26 protein-coding genes are annotated in these 23,598 nt (G+C 62.1%); 11 read left to right on the top strand and 15 right to left on the bottom strand.

All coding sequences use genetic code 11. From position 1 onward, the window contains the following. Positions 1–28 precede the first annotated feature (28 nt). The 11 genes from BL8807_RS09250 to BL8807_RS09200 all read right to left on the bottom strand — a co-directional run bounded on the left by BL8807_RS09250 (position 29) and on the right by BL8807_RS09200 (position 8,988). Positions 29–1,144: a hypothetical protein gene (locus tag BL8807_RS09250; protein WP_072726165.1), complete on the bottom strand. Its 1,116-nt coding sequence runs from the start codon at positions 1,142–1,144 to the stop codon at positions 29–31. A gap of 10 nt (positions 1,145–1,154) precedes the next feature. Further along, entirely contained in the window at positions 1,155–2,504 is a 1,350-nt protein-coding gene (locus BL8807_RS09245; protein WP_072726166.1) for a hypothetical protein, read from the bottom strand. A gap of 166 nt (positions 2,505–2,670) precedes the next feature. After that, entirely contained in the window at positions 2,671–3,012 is a 342-nt protein-coding gene (locus BL8807_RS09240; RefSeq protein ID WP_072726167.1) for a hypothetical protein, read from the bottom strand. 28 nt (positions 3,013–3,040) lie between these two features. Then, positions 3,041–3,763 (bottom strand): antirestriction protein ArdA, encoded by a 723-nt coding sequence (locus tag BL8807_RS09235; RefSeq protein WP_072726169.1) that lies wholly within the window; start codon positions 3,761–3,763, stop codon positions 3,041–3,043. Between the two features lie 183 nt (positions 3,764–3,946). Then, on the bottom strand, positions 3,947–4,666 hold the full coding sequence (locus tag BL8807_RS09230; protein ID WP_072726170.1) for a hypothetical protein: 720 nt from the start codon (positions 4,664–4,666) through the stop codon (positions 3,947–3,949). Between the two features lie 13 nt (positions 4,667–4,679). After that, complete coding sequence (locus BL8807_RS09225) at positions 4,680–4,943, bottom strand: hypothetical protein (protein ID WP_072726172.1); 264 nt, start codon at positions 4,941–4,943, stop codon at positions 4,680–4,682. A gap of 14 nt (positions 4,944–4,957) precedes the next feature. Then, a complete protein-coding gene (locus tag BL8807_RS09220) occupies positions 4,958–5,851 on the bottom strand; it encodes a hypothetical protein (RefSeq protein WP_072726174.1) in 894 nt (297 codons plus the stop codon). 12 nt (positions 5,852–5,863) lie between these two features. Further along, entirely contained in the window at positions 5,864–6,517 is a 654-nt protein-coding gene (locus tag BL8807_RS09215; RefSeq protein WP_072726176.1) for a hypothetical protein, read from the bottom strand. A 100-nt stretch (positions 6,518–6,617) separates the two neighbouring features. Then, positions 6,618–7,604, bottom strand: coding sequence for an aggregation-promoting factor C-terminal-like domain-containing protein (locus BL8807_RS09210; RefSeq protein WP_094725452.1), 987 nt, complete (start codon positions 7,602–7,604; stop codon positions 6,618–6,620). A gap of 44 nt (positions 7,605–7,648) precedes the next feature. Then, entirely contained in the window at positions 7,649–8,611 is a 963-nt protein-coding gene (locus BL8807_RS09205; protein ID WP_072726180.1) for a hypothetical protein, read from the bottom strand. Then, positions 8,611–8,988, bottom strand: coding sequence for a hypothetical protein (locus tag BL8807_RS09200; protein ID WP_072726182.1), 378 nt, complete (start codon positions 8,986–8,988; stop codon positions 8,611–8,613). The genes BL8807_RS09205 and BL8807_RS09200 overlap by 1 nt, the downstream gene beginning before the upstream one ends. Positions 8,989–9,162: 174 nt before the next feature. On the opposite strand from BL8807_RS09200, the gene BL8807_RS09195 reads away from it, so the two are divergent. From BL8807_RS09195 to BL8807_RS09145, 11 genes are all read left to right on the top strand, one after another. Beyond that, positions 9,163–9,459, top strand: a complete 297-nt coding sequence (locus BL8807_RS09195; RefSeq protein ID WP_072726184.1) for a hypothetical protein — start codon at positions 9,163–9,165, stop codon at positions 9,457–9,459. A 25-nt stretch (positions 9,460–9,484) separates the two neighbouring features. Further along, positions 9,485–9,727, top strand: coding sequence for a hypothetical protein (locus BL8807_RS09190; RefSeq protein WP_072726186.1), 243 nt, complete (start codon positions 9,485–9,487; stop codon positions 9,725–9,727). 30 nt (positions 9,728–9,757) lie between these two features. Then, on the top strand, positions 9,758–10,633 hold the full coding sequence (locus BL8807_RS09185; RefSeq protein WP_072726187.1) for a hypothetical protein: 876 nt from the start codon (positions 9,758–9,760) through the stop codon (positions 10,631–10,633). Between the two features lie 125 nt (positions 10,634–10,758). Then, on the top strand, positions 10,759–12,924 hold the full coding sequence (locus BL8807_RS09180; protein ID WP_072726189.1) for a type IA DNA topoisomerase: 2,166 nt from the start codon (positions 10,759–10,761) through the stop codon (positions 12,922–12,924). A 111-nt stretch (positions 12,925–13,035) separates the two neighbouring features. Then, the gene (locus tag BL8807_RS09175; protein WP_072726191.1) at positions 13,036–13,473 is read left to right on the top strand and encodes a hypothetical protein; all 438 of its coding nucleotides are present in this window, start codon (positions 13,036–13,038) and stop codon (positions 13,471–13,473) included. Between the two features lie 420 nt (positions 13,474–13,893). Next, positions 13,894–14,289: a plasmid mobilization protein gene (locus BL8807_RS09170; RefSeq protein WP_083570239.1), complete on the top strand. Its 396-nt coding sequence runs from the start codon at positions 13,894–13,896 to the stop codon at positions 14,287–14,289. Positions 14,290–14,713: 424 nt separating this feature from the next. Beyond that, complete coding sequence (locus tag BL8807_RS09165; protein ID WP_072726193.1) at positions 14,714–15,475, top strand: hypothetical protein; 762 nt, start codon at positions 14,714–14,716, stop codon at positions 15,473–15,475. Positions 15,476–15,571: 96 nt separating this feature from the next. Beyond that, complete coding sequence (locus BL8807_RS09160) at positions 15,572–16,888, top strand: relaxase/mobilization nuclease domain-containing protein (RefSeq protein ID WP_072726195.1); 1,317 nt, start codon at positions 15,572–15,574, stop codon at positions 16,886–16,888. Positions 16,889–17,019: 131 nt separating this feature from the next. Beyond that, positions 17,020–17,364 carry a hypothetical protein gene (locus BL8807_RS09155; protein WP_072726197.1) on the top strand — a complete coding sequence of 115 codons (345 nt, stop codon included), beginning with the start codon at positions 17,020–17,022 and terminating at the stop codon, positions 17,362–17,364. After that, on the top strand, positions 17,361–18,440 hold the full coding sequence (locus BL8807_RS09150; RefSeq protein WP_072726199.1) for a hypothetical protein: 1,080 nt from the start codon (positions 17,361–17,363) through the stop codon (positions 18,438–18,440). The genes BL8807_RS09155 and BL8807_RS09150 overlap by 4 nt, the downstream gene beginning before the upstream one ends. Then, complete coding sequence (locus BL8807_RS09145) at positions 18,418–18,795, top strand: ASCH domain-containing protein (RefSeq protein ID WP_072726246.1); 378 nt, start codon at positions 18,418–18,420, stop codon at positions 18,793–18,795. The genes BL8807_RS09150 and BL8807_RS09145 overlap by 23 nt, the downstream gene beginning before the upstream one ends. Positions 18,796–18,846: 51 nt before the next feature. Here the strand turns inward: BL8807_RS09145 and BL8807_RS09140 are convergent, their stop codons facing one another. Genes BL8807_RS09140 through BL8807_RS09125 form a run of 4 tightly spaced genes read right to left on the bottom strand, consistent with a single transcriptional unit; the run spans position 18,847 to position 23,466 of the window. After that, positions 18,847–19,998, bottom strand: coding sequence for a hypothetical protein (locus BL8807_RS09140; RefSeq protein ID WP_226847321.1), 1,152 nt, complete (start codon positions 19,996–19,998; stop codon positions 18,847–18,849). Next, positions 19,995–21,161, bottom strand: a complete 1,167-nt coding sequence (locus BL8807_RS09135) for a DUF4913 domain-containing protein (RefSeq protein WP_072726203.1) — start codon at positions 21,159–21,161, stop codon at positions 19,995–19,997. The genes BL8807_RS09140 and BL8807_RS09135 overlap by 4 nt, the downstream gene beginning before the upstream one ends. Before the next feature lie 33 nt (positions 21,162–21,194). Next, positions 21,195–22,979: a type IV secretory system conjugative DNA transfer family protein gene (locus tag BL8807_RS09130; protein WP_072726205.1), complete on the bottom strand. Its 1,785-nt coding sequence runs from the start codon at positions 22,977–22,979 to the stop codon at positions 21,195–21,197. Between the two features lie 10 nt (positions 22,980–22,989). Beyond that, a complete protein-coding gene (locus tag BL8807_RS09125) occupies positions 22,990–23,466 on the bottom strand; it encodes a single-stranded DNA-binding protein (protein ID WP_193057466.1) in 477 nt (158 codons plus the stop codon). Positions 23,467–23,598: the final 132 nt, after the last annotated feature.

Below are 23,598 nucleotides of genomic sequence, written 5' to 3'. Positions count from 1 at the left end.
GGCACCATGATGACTTCTCCTTGAATGGTTAGAACGTCGCGGCCCAGCCGTCCGATTCGATGGAGGCCATGTCCAGCGGATTGGCAGGATCCAGCGGCGTCCCGCCGTCCGCGCCGGCGGAGAGCAGATCGGTATGTTCGAAGCCGCCGTAAAGGGTCGAGGTCGCCGCAAGGCAACGTTCCATGGTGGGCGGTTCGGCGGAGGCGGCCGCGATGTCGCGGCGCAGCAGCACACTCTCGGGCATCAACGCGCGTTCCTCGGCGTACTCCTTCTCGCGCGCGGCGCGTTCGGACCGGTTCGCGGCGATGACGTCGGCTCGGCCAACGCCCTCGTCGGCGAGACGGGAGACGTCCGCGTTGATCACGTCGGTGGAGGCCGACAACGCGACCTCGGCGGCCTCGCCACGCGCGGCGTCGCCGAAGTCCACGCCCTGCACGCCGGCGACGGCGTCGGCCATCTCGCCCACCAACCGTCTCGTCTCCGCAAGCTGCGACACGGGATCATACGAACCGTCCAGAAACGCGCGCGCAGCCCGTTCCGCCATGACGTCCATCCGCGCGACGAAACCGACGTCGACCGAGCAGCGGTTGAACAGATCCATCCCCTCCTGGGACACCGGCTTGAAGGATTGCGGAGCCGCGTCCGACAGCGAGCCGCGAACCAGACCGGCCTCGGGCGCGCGGTCCCCGACCGGACCATTGCCGTCCGCCCGCCCGACGGCCTCCCCTGCCAGGGAAACGGATTCATCGCCGCGCGTCTCCTCCGCGTTCCGCCGTTCGGCCTCGCGCGCCTCGCGGTGCGCCTTCACCGCGCGGGCCAGATCCCACGGATCGTCGATCCTCAAGGTCTCGCGTTCCGCGCCACGGCCACGGAACAATTCGACCGGCTCTCCGACCTTCAGACCGATCGTGACCGGACGGCCGTTGAGCTTGTCCTCCTTGGCCCACTTCGTCGAGAACACACTGAAGCTCCAGCCACCCAGATCAACGCCGTTGACGGTGACGCCCTTCGGGACGCCGACCAGCATCTTCTCATAGGTCTTACCGCTCTTCGCCTGGAACGCGAAGGGGTGCACGAAGCCGTTCGGAAAGTTCACGTTCGCCCAACCGTTGCGGCGGGCCACATTGCCTTGCTCCTCTGCCATCGCTATCACCTCACATGGTCGGTCCGGACGCCGCCGAGACGTCGGACATGGTCAACGGATCCGCCGGATCGGCCGCAACGGCCGGCAATTGCCAAGAGGTGAGCACTCCACGAAGCGCGTATCCTTGGCCCACGAGGCTCACGCCATACGAGTCGTCGTCGATCTCGCCGGAAGGTTCGACGCCCATCACCTCACGCAGCACCGTGTCGGCGTCGCCATGACCGGTTCGGGCGACCTTGATGCGCACCAAGGTGTCCCCGAGGGCGATGGGGATGTCGTCCGACCCCTCGGGGGCGATGCATTCGTAGATGCGATAGCCCGCGTCAGGCATGGGTGCGGACAGCGTGTACCTAGCGATGACCTCGCCCTCCTCGAGCAGGTCGGACAGACGGAAGCCGTGCTCGCCGCCTTTCGCGCGGGCGGACGACTCCATCTCGTCGGCGATGTCCGCGAGATTGGCGCGCGAGTAACGGTTCGAGGCCGGGGCGCAGAACCCCTTGTCCACGTAGCCCCGTTCGCCGAGATGGACATATCCCGAGTCGACGTCCGGACGCCCGTACTTCTCCACGTCGATGGCCGACTCCAGAGCGGCGTCATATCCGGTGGCCGAGGAGTCGCACAATTCCGGATGCATGCTCTTCAGCTTGTGCCAGCCATAGCGCTCCGTCAGGTCCGGGGTGTTCTCCTCGTTCACGTATTCGGGCCAGTCGTATCTGAAATAGCATTCATCCATCGTCTCGGATTGGACCGCGAGATTCGCGATTTCCAGAGGATCGGAGACCTCGCTCGCCTCCACGACGGTGGCGAGCATGTCGAGAAAACCAGGATCCTCGCGTTGCGCCGCGCCCACTATCCTCGCCATGAGGTTCAGATCCTCCAAATTCCCGCCTCGCGGATCGATGCCGAGCCGCGCCGCCAGACCGACGTCCTCGAAATCTTCGATCACGTAGTCGTCGCCGATCTCGTCGACATCGAGCCGCCCCCAGAGGACTCCCTTCAATGATTCCGGCGACATAGGCAGGTCAAGGCTGCTATAGACGCCCTTCGTCGTGTTCCTCACGCCAACGACCATCCTGGCGTCACCGCCGTCGAGGGTCTCGACATCAAGCCGCACGCCCTCCACGGGGCCGTTTTCCTTGAAACCGTCACGACCATGGATCCAATCCTGCGCGAATTCGATGACACGTTCGAGATTCTCCGCGACAAGGGCCACGCCCCGATAGTCAGCGGCCTCCACATACCTGGTCTCGAAGCTCCCAGCGTAGAGGAAGAAACCGTCGTTCCCATCCATGCCGGTGTCCTCGTCGACGATTCTCAGATTGGACACCCCGTTGGTCCGTCGATCGATGAATACGGTCATCTCCATCCCCTTTCCGATACGGAGGCCGGATCGGACGGGATATCCGAGACCACGATGCTTTCCATCATCGTTCCTTTCCTTTTGGGGCCCGGAAAGGAAACCGGGCCGACGTTTCCATCGTCGGCCCGGCAAATAGAGGTGGCGGGACACGTTGTCTACAAGTTTTTCAGCGGGTCGGGCCCGTATCGTCCGTCGGAACGTTCGATGGATCGGAAGCGTCCGCCGGATCAATCCTGGCGTCGCCATTGTCGATATCCTCGACCTCCAGACGGTTGTTCTCCGAAGGTCCGTTTTCGAGAAAATCGCCCAGCCCTTGAATCATGTCGTTCGCTTGGTCAATGAGGTAGTCGATGTCATCCACGACATAGGCATCGTCCAACGCCGTTTCGACATATCGATGTTCCAAAGCCCCGACATCAAAGAAGTCGATGCTCCAGTCCACGCCGTTGTCCTCGTCGACGATTCTTAGGTCCGCGACGCGGTTCGTCTTGTCAATGAACAAGGTCATTATCGTTCCTTTCTTTTAGCTTGTCGGATTAGCGGGCCGGGCCCGATGCCGTCGGGGCGTCGAGGCCGGATGCGGTTCCCATCCGCCAGGCGGCATCTTCGCCGTCCGCGCCGGGCAAGAGGTATCCGGCGTGCTCGTAGAGCTCTTCGCGTGAGTAGTAGTCGGGGTCGGGATAGTCCTGGGCGTCGTCGAAATAGCCGTCGTCAGTCAAAGTCATGTTCATGGCGAGGTCGCGGCCGATGGCCGCCAGGTTCAGGTACGGTCCCCATTTGCCGTCGATGGCCTCTTTGAGGTCCTCGTCGGTCTCGGCGCATGAATAGGCGAACTTCTCCTCGAGGCTGGCGTAGAGGACGCCTTCGGGCGCGTCGTAGGCGGAGAAGGGGATGTCGTCGGCCTGCAAGGCGAGGCTCGCGTAAGCCAAGGGGCCGCTCGCGTTGGCCTGTTCGGCGGCGTGGTCGAGCATGGCGGCGACGTCCGCTCCCTGCTCCTTGAGGATCGCGGCCGCGACGTTGAGGTCGTTGAGGTCGACGTGTTCGTCGATCTTCATGCCCGAGAGGGCGACCAGACCGTCGCCCTCCCAGTCGTGGATCGCGTATTCCTCGTATCCCGCAGCGCCGACGCCCACGGTCTCCGAGAGGAAGCGGTCCAGGTCGTCGGGTTCCACGGGCAGGGTTATCCATCCGCCCTTGAGTTCTCCCTCGTTGTATTTGCCGAGGTTCGCGACATACACGCTGATGCCGTCGTCCGCCATGATAGGTGTCCTTTCGTCCGGGATCCGGCGGGCCGCCGGGTCGCTGGTTCCCATCGTCGGGCCGGCGGGAGGGCCCGGCGGGACACGTTGTCTACAATCCGCCGGAAACGTATGTGGGCGGATACGTATTCCCGTATCCGCTCACATACGCGCACGCTTATCCCCGTATCGTCCCGGATTGGGTCAGAACGTCATCGCGTCCTCGTCGACGCCGAACGCCGTGTCGAATCCTTGTATGGGATCCGCCGTCCAGTCGGATCGGCATTCGTCATAGAGCCGGCGGAACGCTTCGGGGTCCCGCACGGTGTAGGGGTCAGGCTCGTCGGGATACAGAGCGGGTTCGTAGCCGACGCGGCCCTCCGCGATCATGTCCTCGAGCCAGACGCCGAACGCCGAGTCGATGTACATGTCGTCGGGCATGCCGGGGCCGAACTGGGCGTCGCCGAAGAACATTGCGGCCCCGTCGGCGGTGAGCGCCGTGAGGGCGAACGTTTTGCGCAGGTCCGCTTTGGAGACCGGATCGCCGTTCAGGGACCATCCGTGTTCGTCGTCCTCCAGCGGGGGTTCGCTTCCTCCGGTAATGTGTCCCTGGTGGTCGACGATATAGCTCCACGCCTGGGTTTCGGCCTGTTCGATGGGTCCTCCGTGCTCCTGCCATGCGCCGAGACGGTAGGCGAGGTCCGCGGACGGGCCGGCATTGGAGCGGCCGGCCGTATACGCGCCGTGGAGGTCGTGCAGCAGCGCGAGGAGCAGCGGCTCGCTCGCCGTGTGGACGAACAGCGGCGAGATATGCTCCTCGATGTCGGGCATGTCGTCGCGCACGTCCCTTCCCGTCATCGTCTCGTATCGGGCATATGCGGCGTCGAGCGTCGGCGACGCCCAGCGCGAAACACGTCCGCTCATATCCGCGTCCTCCTTATCTCGCATGCGCGTCCGCCGGATCCTCGATGACGCACATCACGGCGGTCGGATCCGACGACGCCCATTCGTCCGCCACCAAGGTGGCGATGTGTCCGCTTTCCGTGACCTCGAGGTCGTGGGTCTGGATCCGGGGTTCCATGACATCGTCCCAATGGGCTTGCAGCCAGTCCTCGAATTGGTCGTCGTCCATGCCGTCCGGCGCTTCGACCTCGAAGCTGGTCTCGAGCCGTTCGCTGTATTCGATCACATAGGTCGCCATGTCGTCGGTCCTTTCTATCGGGTCGCAGAGGCGGCCGGTCCGGCGGTGCCGGCGTCCATGCCGCCCGCAGCCTCCAGATAGTCGATCTCGTCCCATGAGCAGCTTGTCCAGTAGCAGCCGCTTCCGTCGTCCTCCTCGATGGCGGAGTCGACCCGGCTCGCCCAAAAGTCGTCGTTGTTCCAGTTCAGGCTCGCCTCATCGTCGTCGACGGCGCGGCAGGCGATCACGACGAACCGGTCATGTTCGATCCCCTCGGGGAGGACCTCGTCCATCTGCTCCTCGGTCACATACGAGCCGAGGCCGACGTGGTAGCATTCCTCGTCGGGTTCGATCGCCCTCGTGCGCAGGTTCTCCTCGGAAAGGGCGTACAGGCGATCGGAGATGCGCTTCTCCCACGCGCCCATGCGTTCGATTCCCGGACCGTAGGATCCGGCCGGCGGGATCGGGGGCCGCATGGGCACGCCGAGGAGCTTCACCACGTCGGCGGCGAAGGCGTCCGCGTCCACCGACTCGGAGGGATCGTAGGGGTCGGCCGCATGGCCGATGGGCAGGCGGCCGAGGATGCCGGCTCCCATGCCCTTGCCGTCGCGCGTGATGTGCATCAGGGCCTTGGCGTTGCATTCGCCGCGCCAATCCTTGCCGATGATGACCTCCATGTATCGGTACTCTTTTTCGGGATGGTCGCCTTGCTGCGCCCAGTCGTCGAGACGTTGCAGACGGACGCCGCGTTCGGAGGAGAGACGGACCACCTGGGCGTTCTGTTGGTGGATGATGTCGGCCAGCGCCTCGGCCAGCTCCCTCGCCTCGGGTTCGAGTCGCATGCGGTCCGTTTCGGGCACCGTCTCCTCCCACAGCAGAGGCATCAGCCGTTCGGCGTCGTCGTCGAGGTTCCATTCGTCGTTAACCATCGTCTTCTCCCTTCACAGCGTGCGGGCCGCGTCGTCGGCGGCGTTGATGGTGGCCGGGGCCGCGAGGTCGGTCGGGTCGTAGGAGTCCGCCCTCTCCTCCGCGTCGTCGTCGGCGCGGTCGAGGTTGGCGGCGTCGACCATCGCGTCGATCGCCTCCCATCCCATCTCGATGCTTCGGTCCTTCAGATCCTTTCCCGACACCATGGCTTTCATGGCCTCCATGTTCGCCGGGGTGTCGGGATACTCGTGGTCGTTGAGCCATGCGCGCAGGTCCGCGACGGTCCAGCGGATCTCGCACAGCGTCTCCTCGTCGCCGGACCTGGCGGAGATGCTCCTCAGGGCGTCGGAGGCGCGGTCGAAGAAGTCCTTGTCCTCCTGGAGCATTCCGATGAATCCGGAGGGGGTGAAGCCGTTGAGTTCGGCGAAGTCGGACGACCACAGCTTGTCGAACTCCTCGTCCGGGTCGAAGTCGTCCATCGCCGTGGCGAGGAAGCGGCGAAGCCTTTCCTCGTCGGCGGTCCCGTCCACGTCGACGGAGACGGTGGCGTGGTTCGGGGCCTCGACCGTCATATAGAGGTAGCCGTCCTGGATGGACGTTTCGGCGTTGCCGTAATCGAGGTCGAAATCCTCGATGATGCGTTCGGCGGCGGTCCTCAGATCGCTCATGATGGTTCCTTTCTTCCGTGACCCGGAAAAGGCAAAGGCCGGGCCGACGTTTCCATCGTCGGCCCGGCCCATAGGAACGGCGGGACACGTTGTCACGGGATCAGTACCAGTTGTGCGCGAGCCAGAACTCCTTGGCCTTGCCCGGACTGCCATACCGGTCCTTGATGTATTGCAGTCCCCATGCGATCTGGGTGGCGGCGTTGTCCTTCCAGTCGTCGCCGGCGGAGGCCATCTTGTTCGCGGGCAGGGATTGGGGTATGCCGTACGCACCGGAGCTTGGGTTCTCCGCGTCCCACCGCCATCCCGACTCGTGGTTCCAGATCCACACGAGCGCGTCCCAGTCCTCGTCGTTGTCCCATGCCTTGTAGCCGCTGGCGATCATGCGTTTCGCGATCGCCTGGGCCTGTTCGGATGTGGCGTGCACGCCGTCGCCGTCGTAGTCGACGACCACGCCGCTCGAGGACGCCCGGCACGACCAGGCGGCGTTGACGGTGGCCGACGAACCGCCGGAGGATCCGCCCGTTCCCGTTCCGTCGATCGTCGCGTCGGGAAGGATATAGGTGGCCCCGCCGTCGATCGGCAGGGTGCGGAAGCTCACCACCGGCCCCGTCGCGTTCATCTCGCTGATGGTGACGGTCCCGGCCGTCGTGTCGACGGATTCGACCACGGCGACGTGGCCGTAGTAGGAGTCGGCGCCTTGGTTGCCGGGAGGGAAGCTGATGATGGATCCGGCGACGGGCGAATCCGTGGTGGTCTCGTATCCGGCCTTCGACGCGCTGGCGGCCCAGTCGCCGCCGTTGCCCCAATACGAGCCCACGCTCCAGCCGAGTTTCGAGCCCCTCATGCACGCCCAATACGTGCATTGACCCCTGGGATACGCGCGGCAGGTTGGGGGCGAGCCCGGTCCGTCCGCGCCGCCGAACCACTCCTGGGCTTGGGAGACGGTCATGCCTTCGCTCACCTCTCCCTTCGCGACGGTGTTCACGTCGCCGTCCTGGCCGCCGGTCGAGGAGGATTGCTTGCAGCCGCCGAGATAGGCGATCACGTCGAGCGGCGAGCAGGACGCGCAGGTCAGCAGGACCGCCATCGTCGCCGCCACGGCCGCGATCCGGACCCTCGTCCTCCTCGCGGTCATTGTTCCGCTCCGACGTACCAGTAGGGCTTCTGGCCGCCGACCGTGACCTCGACGGTGCGGCACGGACGCTGCGTGGTGCCGTATCCGGTCGAACGGGCGAAGCCGGTGTACGCGCTTTGCCCAGGTTCGAGGTCGCCGGCATCCGAGACGCCGGTTTCGTTGGCGTCCTCGTCCACGAGCGGCCGGTCGAGGGACGCCGGGCAATAGACGGTCACATGCCAGTTGCCGTCGTCCATGGGGATCAGGATCGTGTCGTAGGCCTTCGCCGCCTCCTCCTGGGGGTCGACGCTGCTGCTGGTCGACATGTTCCCGCTCAGGGAGAAGAGCGCGCCGTAGTAGTGCTGCGTGCCCTTGACGGCGTCCTCGTCGGAGCCTTCGAACTCGCCGTCGGCGGTGCAGTCGTAGCTTTGCACGGTGTACCGGTCGCCGCTCATGCGCGAGCACACGCCGTCGGGATTGAAACTACGGGCGAGCCACCAGTAGCGGGGCGCGTCCGACAGCGCGTGCGAGACGCCGCCGCCGTCCTCCGAGAGCAGGCCGGTCACGGTCTGGGCCCATTCGTCGTCCGAAAGGTCGGGGTCGAGCAGGGCGTCCACGGCCGCCAGCGCGGTCTCCACCGGCCCGCCCTCACCGGCGACGGACCGTGATTCCAGATCGGTGGACACCTCCCCGTCCTCGGACTTGGAGACCAGGTAGAAGCCGGTCTGGCGGCTCCACTCGCCGGGGATCGGGATCCCCGCCGCCTTCAGCCCGCGCCACCGCACGTCCGAAGATTCGTCGGCGTCCGGCTCCCCGCTCTCCTCGTTCGCGGACGGGGAGGCCGAGGCGGTGTCCGACTGGTCGGAGTTGAGACGGTTGGTGGCGACGACGCCGAGCGCGACCACGAGGATGGCGGCGACGAGCCATGCGAGCATCCTCACCGGTTTGGGCAGGGGCTTCGGCTCGGATCTCCGCGACATCACACGCCCTCCCCGTACTCGGTGTGACCGCCGTCGGGATAAGGATCGGATCCGGAGGCATCCGGCACGGCGGATTCCGGATCCGATGCGTCCGCCGGACCGTCGGTGGCGGCCGGAGCAGTCATCTGGTCCCAGTTGTCCTGGACGAGGCGTTCGACCTCCTTGAGTTCGGCGGCGGTGTTCCCGGCGTCGCGGGCCGCGCGCCTTTTCTCGTCGACGCCGCGTTCGGCCTCGGCGATCCTGCTTTTGAGGGAGTTGAGTCCGATCAGGGAGTCGACAAACAAATCGAGCGCGTCCTGTTTTTGGGCCCGCTGCTCGCGGACCATCCTGAGGATGTCGCGCTTGGTATCGCGCATAAAGTTGTTTTTCGAGGACATGCGGATCCTTTCCGTGATGATGGTCTTCCATTGGAAGCTTCGCTCAGACGGAACCGGACGGCGGGACACGATGTCACGGATCCGGAGTCGAACTTGGTGACAACGTGTCCCGCCGGCTTGCTCGATGGACGCGAGGATGGTGGTGACAGCCCTCCAAGGAAAGGAAACAGGATAATGGAGAACGCATTGCAGACCGTCAGCGGCATGGTTTCGGAATTGTGGGATTGGACCGTGCACCTCAACGGCGGCCTCCAGATCGCCCTCGCGCTCGTCTCGTGCGTGCTGGCCGGCGTGTGCGCTATCGTCGGCCGCCGCATGCAGCAGCCGTCGATGATGGAGACCACCGGCGGGACAGCCATGAAGACCGTGATCGCGATCGTCGCCTACGTCCTCGGCGTGGTGTTCACCCTCGTCATGCTGTTCGCGATCGCGGCCGTGTTCGCCCCGCTGCTCGGATTCGCCCAACTGTGATCCGGGAAGGGAGGATCCGAGGAACATGGCAGCTCCTGACAGCATCGACCCGCGCGCCCAGGCGCGCATCGCACAGGGAAAGATCATCGACCACACCTCATGCGGGGAATGCGACGAGGATTTCGTCTTCCTGATGCAGCAGGGCGACAGACGGTTCCCCGTATCGCTGCGAACCGTCCTCGCGGCCCTCGCGTTCGCCGAGCGCGGGGGCGCGGTCCCCGCGCTCCCCGTCCGATGGTGGAACGACGTGTCCAACCGCTACCATTAGACACGACAGGCAAGGCAACGAGGATCGGGCATGGACGTATTCAAAACGATCGTGGGCGACAGCCGTTTCATCGATATAACCGATGACAATTTCACCAGGGAGACGGGCAAACGCCGCCCCTACTACAACACCGACGGCGATCGGCTGCGTTGCTTCGCGGTGTGCCCGGCCTGCGACAACCCCATCCAGATCATCGGATTATACAAGGCCGAGGAGGAGGCAAGCCGCTCCCCGTATGGACGGCACACACCTAGGTCCGTCCCGCTGCTGGCCGAATACGATCAGGACGCCTATCTCGGATGCCCGTTCTCGGATCCGGGACACAGGAGGACGGCGAATGGAAGGCGATCTCCGAAGAACCGGACCGGAATCGCCATCAGGAACCTCATGAGGGACCAGTTCGACCGGATCGTGTACATATGGAGCAAACAAACCGGCATCCGTCTCAGCCACGCCTTCGCGGAAAAACTCCTCAGGCAATGGCGGGACGACGAGGGATGGCGCTTCCATATCGCCAACTATCAGAATCTTCCATTCGCGTTGCTCTACGCGCAACCCGCGCTCCCGCTCTACGGCAGGCTGGTGTCCTCGTCCAGCCCGTTGCACACCGCCCTGGTCCGACGCCCGGAAATCAGGATGGTGCCCTCCGTAAACGGGAAATACTCGCAGGTGAAATCCAGCGACGGCGGTTACGTCGACCCCTCCTTCTTCGTCAGCGAACATCGGCAGGAGGTCGTGGACGAACGATTGGAGGAATCCTTCCTGCTGACGGTCACGCTCTCCGACGAAACGGTGTATCGCGAACGGATCATGGTGGACCACTCGTTCCTCACCAACCTCATGAAATCCGAGACCGGCCACCGCGACAGGGATTTCCTCGACATCGCGGCCAGGGTGCTCCGCTGACCCCATCCGGACGGGAATGTAGACAACGTGTCCCGCCCGTTCCTTCGGCCGGGCCGACGATTGGATTCGTCGGCCCGGCCTTTCCATATGCCGGGACATGCAATGAAAGCTAAGGAGCACCAGCAATGAGGTTGATCATCGCGGAGAAGCATTCCGTCGCTCAGGCAATCGCGTCGGCCATCGGCGGGAACCGCACACAAGGAGACGGGTACATCCGGTGCGGGGATTCGACCCTCGTCACATGGGCGCAGGGGCATCTCGTCGAGCTGCTCACCCCGGCGGAATACGAGAACCGGAACTGGAAGCAATGGAGCATGGAATCCCTTCCCCTGGATCCGACGCCCGACTGGCGGTGGAAGGTGTCCACGGATCGCGGCGCTGACCGCCAGTACCGCAACATCGCATCCCTGCTCAACAGATCCGACGTGGACGTGCTGGTCAACGCGTGCGATCCGGACCGCGAGGGCGAGTCCATCTTCCGTCGGATCGTCGCCCACGCGCGATGCCGTAAGCCCGCGTGGCGTTTGTGGGTCGCGTCCCTCGAGGAGGACGCCATTCGCCAGGCGTTGGATTCGATGCGTCCGGAATCCGAATACGACGGGCTGGCGGCGGCCGCCGAGATCCGTGCCAAGGCCGACTGGCTGATCGGCATGAACGCCTCGCGCGCCTACAGCCTCGCCTACGACCGCCGGTTCGCGGTCGGACGCGTGCAGACCCCGACGTTGGCGATGGTCGTCGACCGGGACCTCCAGATCGGCCATCATAGACCGGTTCCGTTTTGGAAGGTCGACGCGGACATGGGTGGATGGCGGCTCACCAGCGAACGGTTCGACCGTCGCGAGGACGCGGAGCATTTCCGGATGTTGGCGGCGGCCGACGGCGAGGGGTTCGACATCCTAGAATCGGACCGGCGTATCCAGCACGAGCGCCCGCCGCATCTGTACGATCTGACTAGCCTCCAGAAGGACATGTCCAGGATGCATGGGCTCACGGCCGCCCGCACACTCGCGGCGCTCCAGCATCTCTACGAAATGAGGCTGGCGACGTATCCGCGCACCGACAGCCAATACGTCACGTCCGACGACCTCGCGTCCCTGAGACGGCTCGCCGAGGGAGGGACGCTCGTCGATGGATTCGCCGAACCCAAGTCCATCCCCGTGGAGCCACGGTTCGACCTCGTCGTGGACGACGCGAAGGTCGCGGGACACACCGCCATCCTTCCGACCATGCAGGCCGGCGCGGACTGCCTCGCCCCGCTCACGGACGACGAACGCCTCGTGCTGGTCAGGATCGTGCGGCGCATGTGGGAGGCCATGTCGGAGGACTGCCTCCACGAGGTCGCCACCGTGCGCGCGAGGCTCAGGATGGATGACGGCGTGGAGTTCTCCTGCCGGTCGGACGTCGTCACGTCCCGAGGATGGCGCGCGGTCGAGAACGAGAAGGCCTCACAGACGGATGACGACGACGCCGAACCGGACGGTCCTCGCAACGTCATTCCCGTGAACCTTCTGGCCCCGTGCACGCTCATACCGGTGTCCGATGCGACGATCACGCAGGGAGAGACGAAGCCACCGAAACCGTTCACCGACTCGACGTTATTGGCGGCGATGGAGCACGCGAGCAGATACGTGGACGACAAAACGCTCAAAGAGGCGCTGGATGACGACGAATCCCATTCCGGAGGATTGGGCACGCCGGCCACACGCGCCGACATCATCGAGAAGCTGGTGCGATCCAAATATCTGGAGCGCAAAGGCAAGCAGTTGAGAAGCACGTCCGAGGGCAGGGATCTGGTCATGGTGGTGGACGGCTCCAGAAAGGACGTCGCGACCACCGCGCGCATGGAACGGGACCTCGCGATGGTCGAACGCGGACTGATGGATCCGTCCGAGGTCATGGAAGCCTTCCGCGCCGACGCGCGCGGAATCCCGACACAGGCCATGCAGAGCGCGGAACGCAATCCGGAATTGAGGAAACGGAAAACCGAAGATGAATCGTTCGGCCCATGCCCCAGATGTGGTGCGGCCGTGGTCAGGACCGGCACCGTTTGGCAGTGCTCCACCAACAAACGGGAGAAGCAGCCGGACGGCGGATGGAAGGACACCGCCGGATGCGGATGGAAACTGTTTGCGTCCATCAGCGGAAAGAAGCTCACGGACACCAACGTGAGGAATCTCCTCGCCGGAAAGAGAGTCCACTTGAAAGGATTCACGTCCAAGGCCGGAAAGAAGTTCGACGCGGACATCGTCGCCGACAAGGACAAGGGAACGCGCTTCGACTTCGGACGATGACGGAACCATATTTGTAGACAACGTGTCCCGCCACGCCCACAGGCCGGGCCGACGATGGAAACCGTCGGCCCGGTTTTCCTTTTCCGGGTCAAGGACGAAAGGAAACACCATATGAGGTTCTATACGAGATACGTGCAAATCGTCATCGACGAGGAAACACGCCGTCAGGTAATAGAGACGAGCAAGGAGAACGGGGCCTCGGTATCGTTGTTCATCCGTACAGCGCTTTTGCCCGGCGGCCACGACGAACTGGATCCATCTCCGACGATTGACTTCTCGAAAATCCCTCTGATATACGACGGACGGGCAAAGGACAAGCCGTTGAAAAGCAAACTCGGATTCACGTTGACCGAAAACGAATACGAGGTCATGTGCCGCGCGGCGATGAAGAGAGGAATGTCGCGCGCGGAGTACGTGCGCATGCGTTTGTCGGTTTTTCTGGAATACGAGCAGATGGATTCCGCGTTGGCATTTTCCAATAAGGAGCTGGACCAATTCGCGGCGAACCTGCTCAAGGAGCTCAAAGACAGGAAAAGCGAAAATGAATAACGATACTATGGCCGGACGGTCCCCTTCCGAAAACTTGGAGCCCATCTTCCATAAAATGGATTCTGACCTCCAAGCCCTTTTCGACAAAGCAATTCGGCCCGCACGAACGTCTGCCATGCGGAATAGTCGGTGTAGACGGCGAAGTACTCGCGAGGGTACACACGAGGTTACACATCAAAGTACTCCGCAGAGTACTTCGCAGAGTACCTTCCGTTTTCTTGGTGTAGCAAGTTATACGGATTGTGTACACAATCCGCGAACCGCCCTCCACCGCCGGCGGCGGTGGAACATGACCCGAGTGCCGAAGGCTGCATCATTCGCGATGATGCTGGAGGGGGAAGAACATCAATTTCGCCGACTCGTGGAATGGTCGTTCATGATGATGCGCTATGCGATGTCGCTTTCATGGAAGGACAAAGCATGGTGAAGAAAAGACCGCGCAAAGCGCAGGGGGTTTCAAGAAATCGGCAGATTCATCTTCGTGTGTCAGACGAAGAATATGAGCTTCTGCATCACTTGTCGTCGGACACCGGAATGACGATGTCGCGGCTTGTTATCGAGGCGATAAAGCAAATGGGCTCGGTCGAAGAGTTGAGAAAGGAGTTCGAGCGCGCTCCCATCGTCGACAAGCTCGAGCGCATTCGCGTTGAGATCTGGCATATCGGACACAACGTGAACCAGATTGCGCGCAACACCAATCGAGACATGAACACGATGTCTGACGACGAGACTTCAGTTTTCCGATCCGTTGAACGATGCAGGACATTGTTATCCGATGCAAATCGGATACTCCAGCAAGAAGCAGCATGCCAATAGAGATGCACTGTTGTCGGAAACGCGAAACAGATCGTTCACTTCACCAGGAATATTTCTTTGATTCCATCTGCAATCGCAGTACGATAACACGCAGACAAACGATAATCATGGATTATGAGGAGAGAGCATGTGTTGTAATCTGTATTGCAACCTGTGTTGCAATCAATGCGATTTATCACCCGACAAGATGATTGATCTAATAGTCGCCATTATAGGATGTCTATGCACGGTTCTCACACTTCTAGGGGGTATTTATTTACATCTCTCAACTGCCGACGTCAAAACACAAAAGGACCATGCTGATCTAGCTCTGAAACTACATGAGCTTTCAAATGTTGCTGACGATTCGGATGCCGCAAGGTTCAATAGGGTCATAGCGTTTCATGAAAGCATGATAATTGAATCCTTCGTAAGGAAACAGTACATGCATTGGAAAGCCGAACGGATCTACACGGAGAAGTTCGCCGGAACTGAAAAAACAGTGATGAAATGTTTTGCTACCATCATTTTTTTCTGGCTTTTCGGTTTGACCATTTGGGATTTGATCTGGAGGGAGAAAAAAGACGAGACAACGATAGTTATGGCGGGCTTAGTATGCTTTCTTGCCGCAGTCTCATTTGTGGTGGTATTTGGACGAAAATGTATCCGTGTATACGTTAGCTATGCGGAGCCTGTTTCTCGATGGATCATGTCACTGGCCGCAATCTCCACCTTTCCCTGTTTTCTTCTAATTGATAATTTAGTGAGGGAACAGTGGGGAAAAGCCTCAACAGCAGCAATACTGACCATAGCGTACGCAGCTTTCCCGATTGTCACTTCCTTCATATCTGACTATCTTTTTTCTCAATCTTTCTCTCGGCACTTTGCACGCAATCTTCGTCTTCATGACCAGAAAATCAAGACCATTGAACAGGGAAAAATTCCTGATTTTGAAGTACCATCTTTCTCTTTCGCTAGGCTCAACGTTATTCCCGGACTAGCAGCAGGTTCGCTCGTTATTCTTATGCTTTACACCATTGCTTTCTATACTGACTGGCAAACAAGCGGAATACCGATGTGGTCCTTACCTATCATTCTCGTTGCAGGTGCTGCGCTCTTCAGCAGCGTGGGTTTCGCTCTCTATGAATGTGGAAAAATGGACGATAAAACTTCAAAGCTTGGATCAACAGGCCTCAAACAAGATTAACGATTCATAGAAATTGCCACTAGCTCCGGGCTTTCATCCAGCTCCTGTGTGACGGCGTGTCCCGCCGACGTGGCGGATTACGGCGAAGATCGTCGTATGATTCCGAAAATCAGCAGAGGCTCGAACCCGGTCGGCTTGGTCAAGTACTTGTTCGGCAAGGGACGCCACAACGAACACTCGAACCAGCATCTCGTGTGCGCGAGCGGCGACATGCTGGCCGCGTTCGGCCTCGACGGCAGACCGGCCGAATCGTTCGCGCGCATCGGCGAGAGATTCGACCGACGCTATCGCGTGCGCGCGTCCAAGGACGATCCGTTCCCGAAGGACCGACGCGGCAAATACAATCCCGAACGTGTGCCGGGCAAGGATCGCGTGTGGCATTGCTCGTTGTCGATCAAGGCCGGCCAGGGCATCCTCTCCGACATGGAATGGGACGCGATCGTGCGCGACTATCTGAAGCGCATGAACATCATCCAGGAGGACGGGCGCGAGACGATGTCATGGGTGGCGGTGAGGCACGGGTTGTCGCGCAACGGCAACGACCATGTGCATCTGATGGTGCAGCTCGCCGGCGACGACGAATGGTACAACACCTACGACGACCGCAAGCACGCGCAACGCTCATGCAGGGGCATGGAGCGCGAACGGCCGGAGCTGATCGAACTCGACAGGACGGTCATCGACTCGAAGGCGCGCTTCAAGTACGAGGAGTGGCGGCGTTGGGCGGAGTGGAAGGCGCATGACGAATATGACGGCGTTCGGCCGTGGGATGTTTTGGATCCGGCCGAGCGGACACGTCTTATCGCGCGGGTGGCGGCGTCGACGATGCCGCGCCATCATGTGTGCCGTGTGGTCGAGGCGTGCGCGAAGGCGTCGCACAGCGAGGACGAGTTCATCCGCCGTGTGCGCCGCGAGGGCTTCAACATCGATCCGCGTTTGCGCAAGGGCGTAGCCAAGGGCTCGTTCGATGCGCCGGAGCAGGTGGTCGGCTATCGGATCACCTGGCGCAGCGAGGACGGGTGGACGGAGCGTTTCAGCGCGTTCGACCTCGGCGACGACCTGCGTCTCGCGAGCCTTCGCCAGGATTGGATGCGGGATCCGCGTTCCAAGGCGTTGGCCGTCCAGGAGTGGAGGGCGAGCATGGAGAACCGTCCGCCCGTGGTGTCCGACGGGATGGAGCGCAGGTTGGAGAATCTCTCCACGCATGACATGGAACGTCTGATCGACGAGGCGTTCCACATCGCCAAGAGCCTAGAGAACAAGTCGGGCGACGAATACACCCAAGCGATGCGCGACGGCTTGCGAACGTTCGACCGGTTGCGCGAACGCTACGGTCTCGACGATTCGATCCCGGCGAACATGATGCAATCTTTCGTCTCCCCATTCGAAAACAATGAAGGAGTCGTTCGATGACACAAAGAGCTGACCGCTAAAGTGTTGTCCTCATGAAACTGCGATTGATTCAGTTCGATGACCGGTTAATATGATTAAACAAGCACTTCCGTGACGATTGACATATCAATTGGCATAAGTAGAAAGACATCATGCAGAGAACCACGATTCTGACCGCGAAGATGAGAGACGAGTTCGCTCGCCTTGTTCATGACGGTAAGAAACGTTACGAGGTCAGAACCGAACCCCTCGACGGGGCGCAGGCGATTCGGTACGTCAGCGCTCTGGACGGAAGAGAATTGGGAATGTATCGAATCGGCAAAGCCTTCCGACGAAACAGGGACGACGATGACGCATTAATCAGTCTCGCGGCCATTTCTCCGGATGACTTTCATGCCTTGTTCCCCCGCCCCGAAGAGGGCGGCCCTTCGGTTCTTTGGATCGCGGAGATACTCGGACCGACCACCATCGAACAACTCATGGAGGATGAAAGATGAACGCTTCTCAACGATTCGATGACCACATCCGCAAGGTCCCCTTTTCCGACTTGGATCTCCATGATCCGTTTTTCGCCAGCCTCAGAGACGCTTATCCCGGATTCGACGATTGGTTCGGCAAAAAAGCGACGAATGGCGAAGAGACCTGGGTATCCAGGGACCGTGATTCGGGAAATCTTCAGGCCATGCTTTACCTCAAAATCGAGGACGATCTTGATGAATCGGCGCAACCGCCCTTGCAGGGACGTCGGATGAAAATCGGCACGTTCAAGGTCGACTACGACCACCATACAAGCCTTGGAAAACGGCTGCTCGCCATCGCGTTGAGGGAGTTCGCCGAAAGCCGATGCCCTTACGTCTACGTCACCATGTTCGACGCGGACAACACCGAAGGCCTTCGCGGATTACTGGAGCAATACGGCTTTTCCCGTTTCGGAGACAAAGGTTCCGAACAGGTCTGGGCCAAAAACCGCCCATCATCGACAGGCATCAGCCCCTATCGAGAGTTCCCATTCATCTCACCGCAACGGGATCACGCCCATCTGCTCGCCATCATACCCAAATACCATGAACGCATGTTCGGCGACATCAGGTTGCAGAGCGAGGCGCATATTCCCGTGCAAGACGAGGTTCCGACCAACACCATCGAAAAGATCTATCTTTCCGGCGCATATAATGCGGCAAGATTAAGAGTCGGGGATCGTGTCGTCATCTACCGCACATCGGACCGGGCGGGAATGGCGCGGTATCGATCGGTCGTCAGCGAAATATGCACGGTTGCCGAAGTCAGGAACCTCAACTCGTTTGAGGACAAAGAGGAGTTTTTCCGCTTCATCAAAGGCCGCAGCGTCTTCACACCGGAGGAACTCGAAGAGTTCTGGACCAAAAAACGCTACCCTTACGTCATTTCCCTGCTTTTCAACTTCCCCTTGAGGAAACGCCCCACAAGACAAGATCTTCTGGACCATAACGTCTTGGCCGGGAACAATCGACTCACCTGTCTGCCTCTCAATACGCAACAATTCACAACGATTCTGGACCTGGGAGATGCCGATGAAGGCTATGTTGTCGATTAAGCCGGAATATGTGGACCGGATCCTCAAGGGAGAAAAAACCTACGAGTTCCGCCGCCGTATCTTCAAGCGCCGTGACGTGGACACGATCGTGATATACGCCACCAGCCCGAGAAGCGCGGTAGTGGCCGAGGCCACCATCGGAGGAATACTCGAAGAGACACCTGAGAGAATCTGGAAACGGACCCGCAAACATGGAGGGATAGACGAGGACGGGTTCATGAGCTACTTCGATGGCAGCGCCGTCGCATACGCCATCAAACTGTCACGGGTGACACGTTTCCCGGAGCCCATCCCCCTTTCGGACTACGCCCCCGAGGTGAAGGCCCCGCCACAATCATTCATATACATCCAATAAGCCTGAACGCCTGTTGCCCGGCCGCATATTAGCGACCGGGCAAAATGTTTTTCAGCGCGCGTCCTTGCCGGCCGTCTCCTTGCGCGTGGCCACGTCGGGCAGGGGCAGTTCCGCAGCCGGCGCGGAGGCCGGCGTCATGGACGCCTCCTGGGCGGGACTGTATTCGCCGAACAGGTCGGGTCCGTCCCATTCCTCGGGTTCGTTGAGGTCGACGAGTTCGTCCTTCTCCTTGCCGCCGACGGTCTTGCCGGAGGCAAGGTCTCCCCCTCCCTCGACCTTCGCGCGCGTGGGAGTTCCCTCGCTCGTCGCATTGTCGTCCGCTTCGCGTTCGTCGTCGGCGCGGGCGGGTTCGTCGCTTGCGGGGGCTGCGTTCTCGTTCTCGTCGCGCGAGCCCTCGAAGAGGCTGCTGGGTTCGTCGCCCACGGCGCGGTTGTCCGCGTGGGAGGATTCGGGCAGACCCGCGTCGCGCAGGAAGCCGATCTGGTCGCCGATCTCGCTCGGGTCGACGACGGCGTGTTGGAGCACGCATTCGGTGATCCTGGCGTCGTCGTATCCGTCCCACGCTTCGCCCATCTCGGGTTTGACGGTGAAGTCCGCGCCGGGATGCTCGTTCTGGAACGCCTGTTTGTCGTCGTCGGCGACATGGTCGAGCGTGACGGCCATGCCGGCCTTTTTGAAGGCGTTGATCGTGTCCTGGAGCTGTTCGGTGTGGTCGAGGTAGCTGATGGTCACGCGGTTGCCGATGCGGCCGGCGAGCTGGGCGATGTCCTCGCCGTCGTGGCGTCTGGCCCATTCCGAACTGAGACGTTCGCGCACCTGGTTGAGCTGCACGGCGTAGCCGGGGTCAGTGCCGACGAGCTGTTCGCTCACGTTCCACGCCTTCAAAAGGCTGGAGTCCTTGAGCGCGCCGCAGCCGGCGTCGGAGAGCACGGTCGCGTTGAGCACGGACTCGAAGCCCGCGTTCATGTCGCGCCGGTTCTGGGCCTCCCACGACAGGAGGCGGTTGCGCTGGCGTTCCATCTCGCGCAGCTCCTCGACCCGCAGCCGTTCGGCCTGATTGGCGGCGGACTGGCGTTCGCGGGCGTACTGCTGCACGTCCGCGTCGAGGGATCGGTGGAGCATGCCGAGCTGTTGGGCGAGGTTGCTCCATGTGTTCGAGAGGATCTGGTCGAGTCCGTCCTCGGGGTCCATTGCGGCCATCATCGGCTCCTTTCCTTACGGCCGGCCATATTGCGTGGCCTGGTGTTCTCCATGGGTTCTGGTTCGACGGAGCGTTCCGCGCGCAATTGCGACATGACCTCGCGCCTCCAGCCCTTCGGCGGGCGCACGCACGGCAACGGTTCGTTCACGTCGGTCTTGCACTTGTCCGCGTCGACGCCAAGCGATCGAACGAGGCCGGTATCTTTGTTGAAGACGCGATCGAGGAGTCCGAACGCTTGGATGTTGAAGATGAACATGCTTCCCGGCTGTTTGCGCGCGTGCTCGTATGCGCGCCACATCGCGTCGAGCTGGCCGACGAGGGCGGGATAGCGCCACCATTCCGGCACCCACTGGAATTTCGTCATCACGCCCTGCTGGTAGGGCCACATGTGCGCCACATACAGTTCCACGAACGCGGGCAGGTTCGGATAATACGTGTCGGATTCGCGGATGCGCACGCCCCACTGGCCTTCGGCGTCGCGGCGTTCGTCCGCGCCCATCGTCCGGGCTTCGGGCATGCCGAGATCCGTGTCATCGAAGGACGGCTCGTCGCCTTCATTCGATTCTTCGGCCGGTTGGGAGGCCGACGTCTCGGCGGCAGGGGATGGCTCTTCCGTTTCCGTCATGGGATGGTCGTTCGCCGAAGCGACGTCGTTCCCGTCCTCCTTGTTTCCGGACTCCGCGGCCGGTTCCGGCGATCGGGTTTCCTCTTTCGTCGTCGGTTCCGGAGCGGCGGCGGCCGTCATCCCCTCGGCCGGAGCGGCGACCTTTGGAGGGATGACCGTCTTATCCGGGTGTTTGCGCAGCGAGAACCGGTCGGGGTCGACGCCGTCGACCACGAGCAGCCATCGCATCATGGGGATCACGAGACCGTATTCGGCCGTGTCCGCGACCGGCGCGGCGGCCTTCGCGGCCTCAACCATGAGACGTTGGCGTTCGTCCGAACCGAGGGTCTTTCCGGCCGCGTCAGCGTTGGGATCGGCCGCTTGTGGACGGGATTCCAGATTGGGGACTTCGACGGTGGAACCGGTTCGCGGTTTCGCCGGTTCCTCGTCTCTATCGTCGGAATGTTCCGCGACGTCGTCGCGTTTTGTCGCCGTGTCGATCGTTCGGGCGAGGACGCGAGGCGTCGAAGAGATGCCGTCGGTGATGAATGTGTCCGGCATGAATATCCTTTCGAAGAGTTGTGCGAGTCCCATCTATGCCGTGCCGTTCCGTCGGGCCGCGTTCACGAGATTGGCCCACACGCCGTTCTCGGTCCACGGCATCGTCCGGTCGATCTGGGCCCTGCATTGGGACGCGAGGATCAGCGCGCGGCCCACGGGCCATTCGGCCAGGTCGGACACGTCGAGGATGTTCTCCTTCTGGATGCTGTTGTTCACGCTCCGCCGGCCGGTGCCGTCAATGTTGAGGCTGCCTCGCACGATCTCGCGCTGACCAACCAGGGAGCTGATCTCCCCAAGCCACCGCGCGTCCTTGATACCGCCCAGATAGACGAGGATGTTCGAGTTGTTGAACAGGCTTCCGAAGCTGGTCTCACCGAACGCGGCCTTGCCTTGGTCGGGGTTCTGCCAGATCGTCATGATCGGGATCCCCGCCGAGCCGAAATAGGAGTACACGTCGGCGAGTTCGGGCCAGCGGCAGATGTTCGCGGCCTCGTCGAGGACGCAGCACAACGGCACGGGCAGTCGGCGGTTGTTCGCGACGCATTCCGATTGGGCGTATTGGAACGCGGTGAACGCGACCACGGCCGTCAGACTCGCGGTCAGAGCCGTGCTGGGCCGTCCTTGGGCGGACAGGAGGTAGAGGGTGTCGCCCTCGCTGGTGGCGAACGCGAGCGGGTCGAAGACGCGACGGCCTTGCGGGGTGCCGTCACCCTCGCGCGGCAGGATCCATTCGATGACGTCCGGGTCGGCGAGGAACGCGACCATGGTCTGCAAGGAGCCGAACACACCGCTCCGTGTCTCGGGCGTCAACGCGATCACCGATCCCACGCGGGTGGCGATCTCGCCGTATTCGGGATACCTGTTGAGGATGCTGACCGCTTCCGTGTTCTGCTCGCTGCTCGCCCAGCGGAACACGTCGGCCACGGTGCAGCCGCCGAGATGGGCGGCGAACAGGTAGTCGGCGAGCTGTTGGGCTGCGGTTCCGGGGAAGAAGTCGTCGCCGCCGGCCTGGGGTTGGCCGGAGGCGTACCTCCAGCAGTCGGCTATGCGTTTCGCGTCCGCTATGGTCTTCACCGAGTCGATCAGGTTCCACACCCATGTGGTGCGGACGCGGTCGGGTTCGGCGATCCTTTCGGGGTCGAACACCCATATCGTGGAATTGGGATGGTTGGCCTCGCGAACGGGACGGGTGACGTCGAGGATGTCGCCCTTGTTCGACGTCGCCAGGCAAGGGCCGGGCGCGCTGCACACGCCCGGGATCGCGTAGCACAATGATTTGCCGGAGCGCGGGCCGGCGAACACGGTCGCCATGTCCTCCCAACTGGTCGACATGAGCGCGCCGTCGACGATGTTGCGTCCCAGCGGGTAGCCGGGCTCCATGGTTTTGGGATCGTAGTCGACGACGAGGCGGCGGGCCATCGTCTCGGCGCGTGCGCGGCTGACCTTCTCGACGGCGTCGCCGTGGCCCATCGACGGCGCGTACACATCCACTCGCGTGCGTGACGCGCTTCCTGTGACCTTCGGCGCTATTTTGTGCTTGCCGAGCCACCACAGGGCGGCGGCTCCCATCATCATGCCAAGGAGCAGGAGGCCGGCCATGGCCCATTGCGTGCCGGTCAGCGTCCATTGTCCGGAGAGGACGTACAGGAGCGCGAATATGTCGAACGGCCGGCCGGCCCAGGATGCCACGGCCGCGAACACGAGGAGCACGATCATGCCGATGCCGAGGGCGACGGCCATGTAGATGCTGGAGGGCCGGACGGTCTGGCCGAGATCGGCGACCCTGTTGGTCTGGAGTTTCGGATCGACGTCCATCAACGGATCCCCCTTAGAAGGCGGGCTCGTCGACGTAGTCCGGGGACGCATCCCCGGCCGGCGCGGCGGGTTCCGTCCCTTGGGGCTGGACGGCGCGTTGGCCTTCGTTGTCCTTGCGTTGCTGGAGGCGGATGGAGTCGAAGCTCAGCCAGGAGGCGGTGATCACGGTGCGGGCGGCGAGTTCGCCGTCCTTGGGGCTGACGAACGCGGCCGGTTCGGCGAGGCTTCCGCCGGCGACGACGGGATCGCCCTGACGCATGTCGAGGCGGTGCGCGGTCTCGGCGGTACGGCCGAACAGTTGGATCGTGGTCTTCAACGGTCCTCGCGGATCGTCCTGCCAGGTGCCGTCGGCGAGGCGGACGCGACGGTTCTCGTAGACGGTCGCGGAGAGTTTGGCCTGCATGAGGGTGCCGTCTTCGGCGGTCTTGGCGGGCAGGAAGTCGGGGTTCGCGCCGAGGTTGCCGCGCACGGTGATCATCGTTTGCGCCATGATGTGTTCCTTTCGTCCGGGCGACGCCGTTCGCCGCCGCTCCTCGACCAGTTTCCCCGCCCCCGCGCGCGGTCGCGGGACACGATGTCTACAGGTTTTCCGGGATGGCCCGAATACGGATAAGCGGATACG

It is taken from the genome of Bifidobacterium lemurum (genome assembly GCF_014898175.1).
Taxonomy (GTDB): domain Bacteria; phylum Actinomycetota; class Actinomycetes; order Actinomycetales; family Bifidobacteriaceae; genus Bifidobacterium; species Bifidobacterium lemurum.
Note: the sequence above shows the minus strand (reverse complement) of the source record. Positions and strands in the feature narration are given on the sequence as shown.

Bases quoted from the DNA above. Each gene is read 5' to 3' on its own strand.
- BL8807_RS09210 (WP_094725452.1), bottom strand. From the start codon at position 7,604: ATGGCGGTCCTGCTGACCTGCGCGTCCTGCTCGCCGCTCGACGTGATC.
- BL8807_RS09230 (WP_072726170.1), bottom strand. From the start codon at position 4,666: ATGAGCGGACGTGTTTCGCGCTGGGCGTCGCCGACGCTCGACGCCGCA.
- BL8807_RS09235 (WP_072726169.1), bottom strand. From the start codon at position 3,763: ATGGCGGACGACGGCATCAGCGTGTATGTCGCGAACCTCGGCAAATAC.
- BL8807_RS09125 (WP_193057466.1), bottom strand. From the start codon at position 23,466: ATGGCGCAAACGATGATCACCGTGCGCGGCAACCTCGGCGCGAACCCC.
- BL8807_RS09245 (WP_072726166.1), bottom strand. From the start codon at position 2,504: ATGACCGTATTCATCGATCGACGGACCAACGGGGTGTCCAATCTGAGA.
- BL8807_RS09160 (WP_072726195.1), top strand. From the start codon at position 15,572: ATGATTCCGAAAATCAGCAGAGGCTCGAACCCGGTCGGCTTGGTCAAG.
- BL8807_RS09180 (WP_072726189.1), top strand. From the start codon at position 10,759: ATGAGGTTGATCATCGCGGAGAAGCATTCCGTCGCTCAGGCAATCGCG.
- BL8807_RS09175 (WP_072726191.1), top strand. From the start codon at position 13,036: ATGAGGTTCTATACGAGATACGTGCAAATCGTCATCGACGAGGAAACA.
- BL8807_RS09185 (WP_072726187.1), top strand. From the start codon at position 9,758: ATGGACGTATTCAAAACGATCGTGGGCGACAGCCGTTTCATCGATATA.
- BL8807_RS09190 (WP_072726186.1), top strand. From the start codon at position 9,485: ATGGCAGCTCCTGACAGCATCGACCCGCGCGCCCAGGCGCGCATCGCA.
- BL8807_RS09170 (WP_083570239.1), top strand. From the start codon at position 13,894: ATGGTGAAGAAAAGACCGCGCAAAGCGCAGGGGGTTTCAAGAAATCGG.
- BL8807_RS09140 (WP_226847321.1), bottom strand. From the start codon at position 19,998: ATGATGGCCGCAATGGACCCCGAGGACGGACTCGACCAGATCCTCTCG.
- BL8807_RS09200 (WP_072726182.1), bottom strand. From the start codon at position 8,988: ATGTCCTCGAAAAACAACTTTATGCGCGATACCAAGCGCGACATCCTC.
- BL8807_RS09165 (WP_072726193.1), top strand. From the start codon at position 14,714: ATGCATTGGAAAGCCGAACGGATCTACACGGAGAAGTTCGCCGGAACT.
- BL8807_RS09240 (WP_072726167.1), bottom strand. From the start codon at position 3,012: ATGACCTTGTTCATTGACAAGACGAACCGCGTCGCGGACCTAAGAATC.
- BL8807_RS09205 (WP_072726180.1), bottom strand. From the start codon at position 8,611: ATGTCGCGGAGATCCGAGCCGAAGCCCCTGCCCAAACCGGTGAGGATG.
- BL8807_RS09215 (WP_072726176.1), bottom strand. From the start codon at position 6,517: ATGAGCGATCTGAGGACCGCCGCCGAACGCATCATCGAGGATTTCGAC.
- BL8807_RS09220 (WP_072726174.1), bottom strand. From the start codon at position 5,851: ATGGTTAACGACGAATGGAACCTCGACGACGACGCCGAACGGCTGATG.
- BL8807_RS09195 (WP_072726184.1), top strand. From the start codon at position 9,163: ATGGAGAACGCATTGCAGACCGTCAGCGGCATGGTTTCGGAATTGTGG.
- BL8807_RS09250 (WP_072726165.1), bottom strand. From the start codon at position 1,144: ATGGCAGAGGAGCAAGGCAATGTGGCCCGCCGCAACGGTTGGGCGAAC.
- BL8807_RS09155 (WP_072726197.1), top strand. From the start codon at position 17,020: ATGCAGAGAACCACGATTCTGACCGCGAAGATGAGAGACGAGTTCGCT.
- BL8807_RS09150 (WP_072726199.1), top strand. From the start codon at position 17,361: ATGAACGCTTCTCAACGATTCGATGACCACATCCGCAAGGTCCCCTTT.
- BL8807_RS09225 (WP_072726172.1), bottom strand. From the start codon at position 4,943: ATGGCGACCTATGTGATCGAATACAGCGAACGGCTCGAGACCAGCTTC.
- BL8807_RS09135 (WP_072726203.1), bottom strand. From the start codon at position 21,161: ATGCCGGACACATTCATCACCGACGGCATCTCTTCGACGCCTCGCGTC.
- BL8807_RS09145 (WP_072726246.1), top strand. From the start codon at position 18,418: ATGAAGGCTATGTTGTCGATTAAGCCGGAATATGTGGACCGGATCCTC.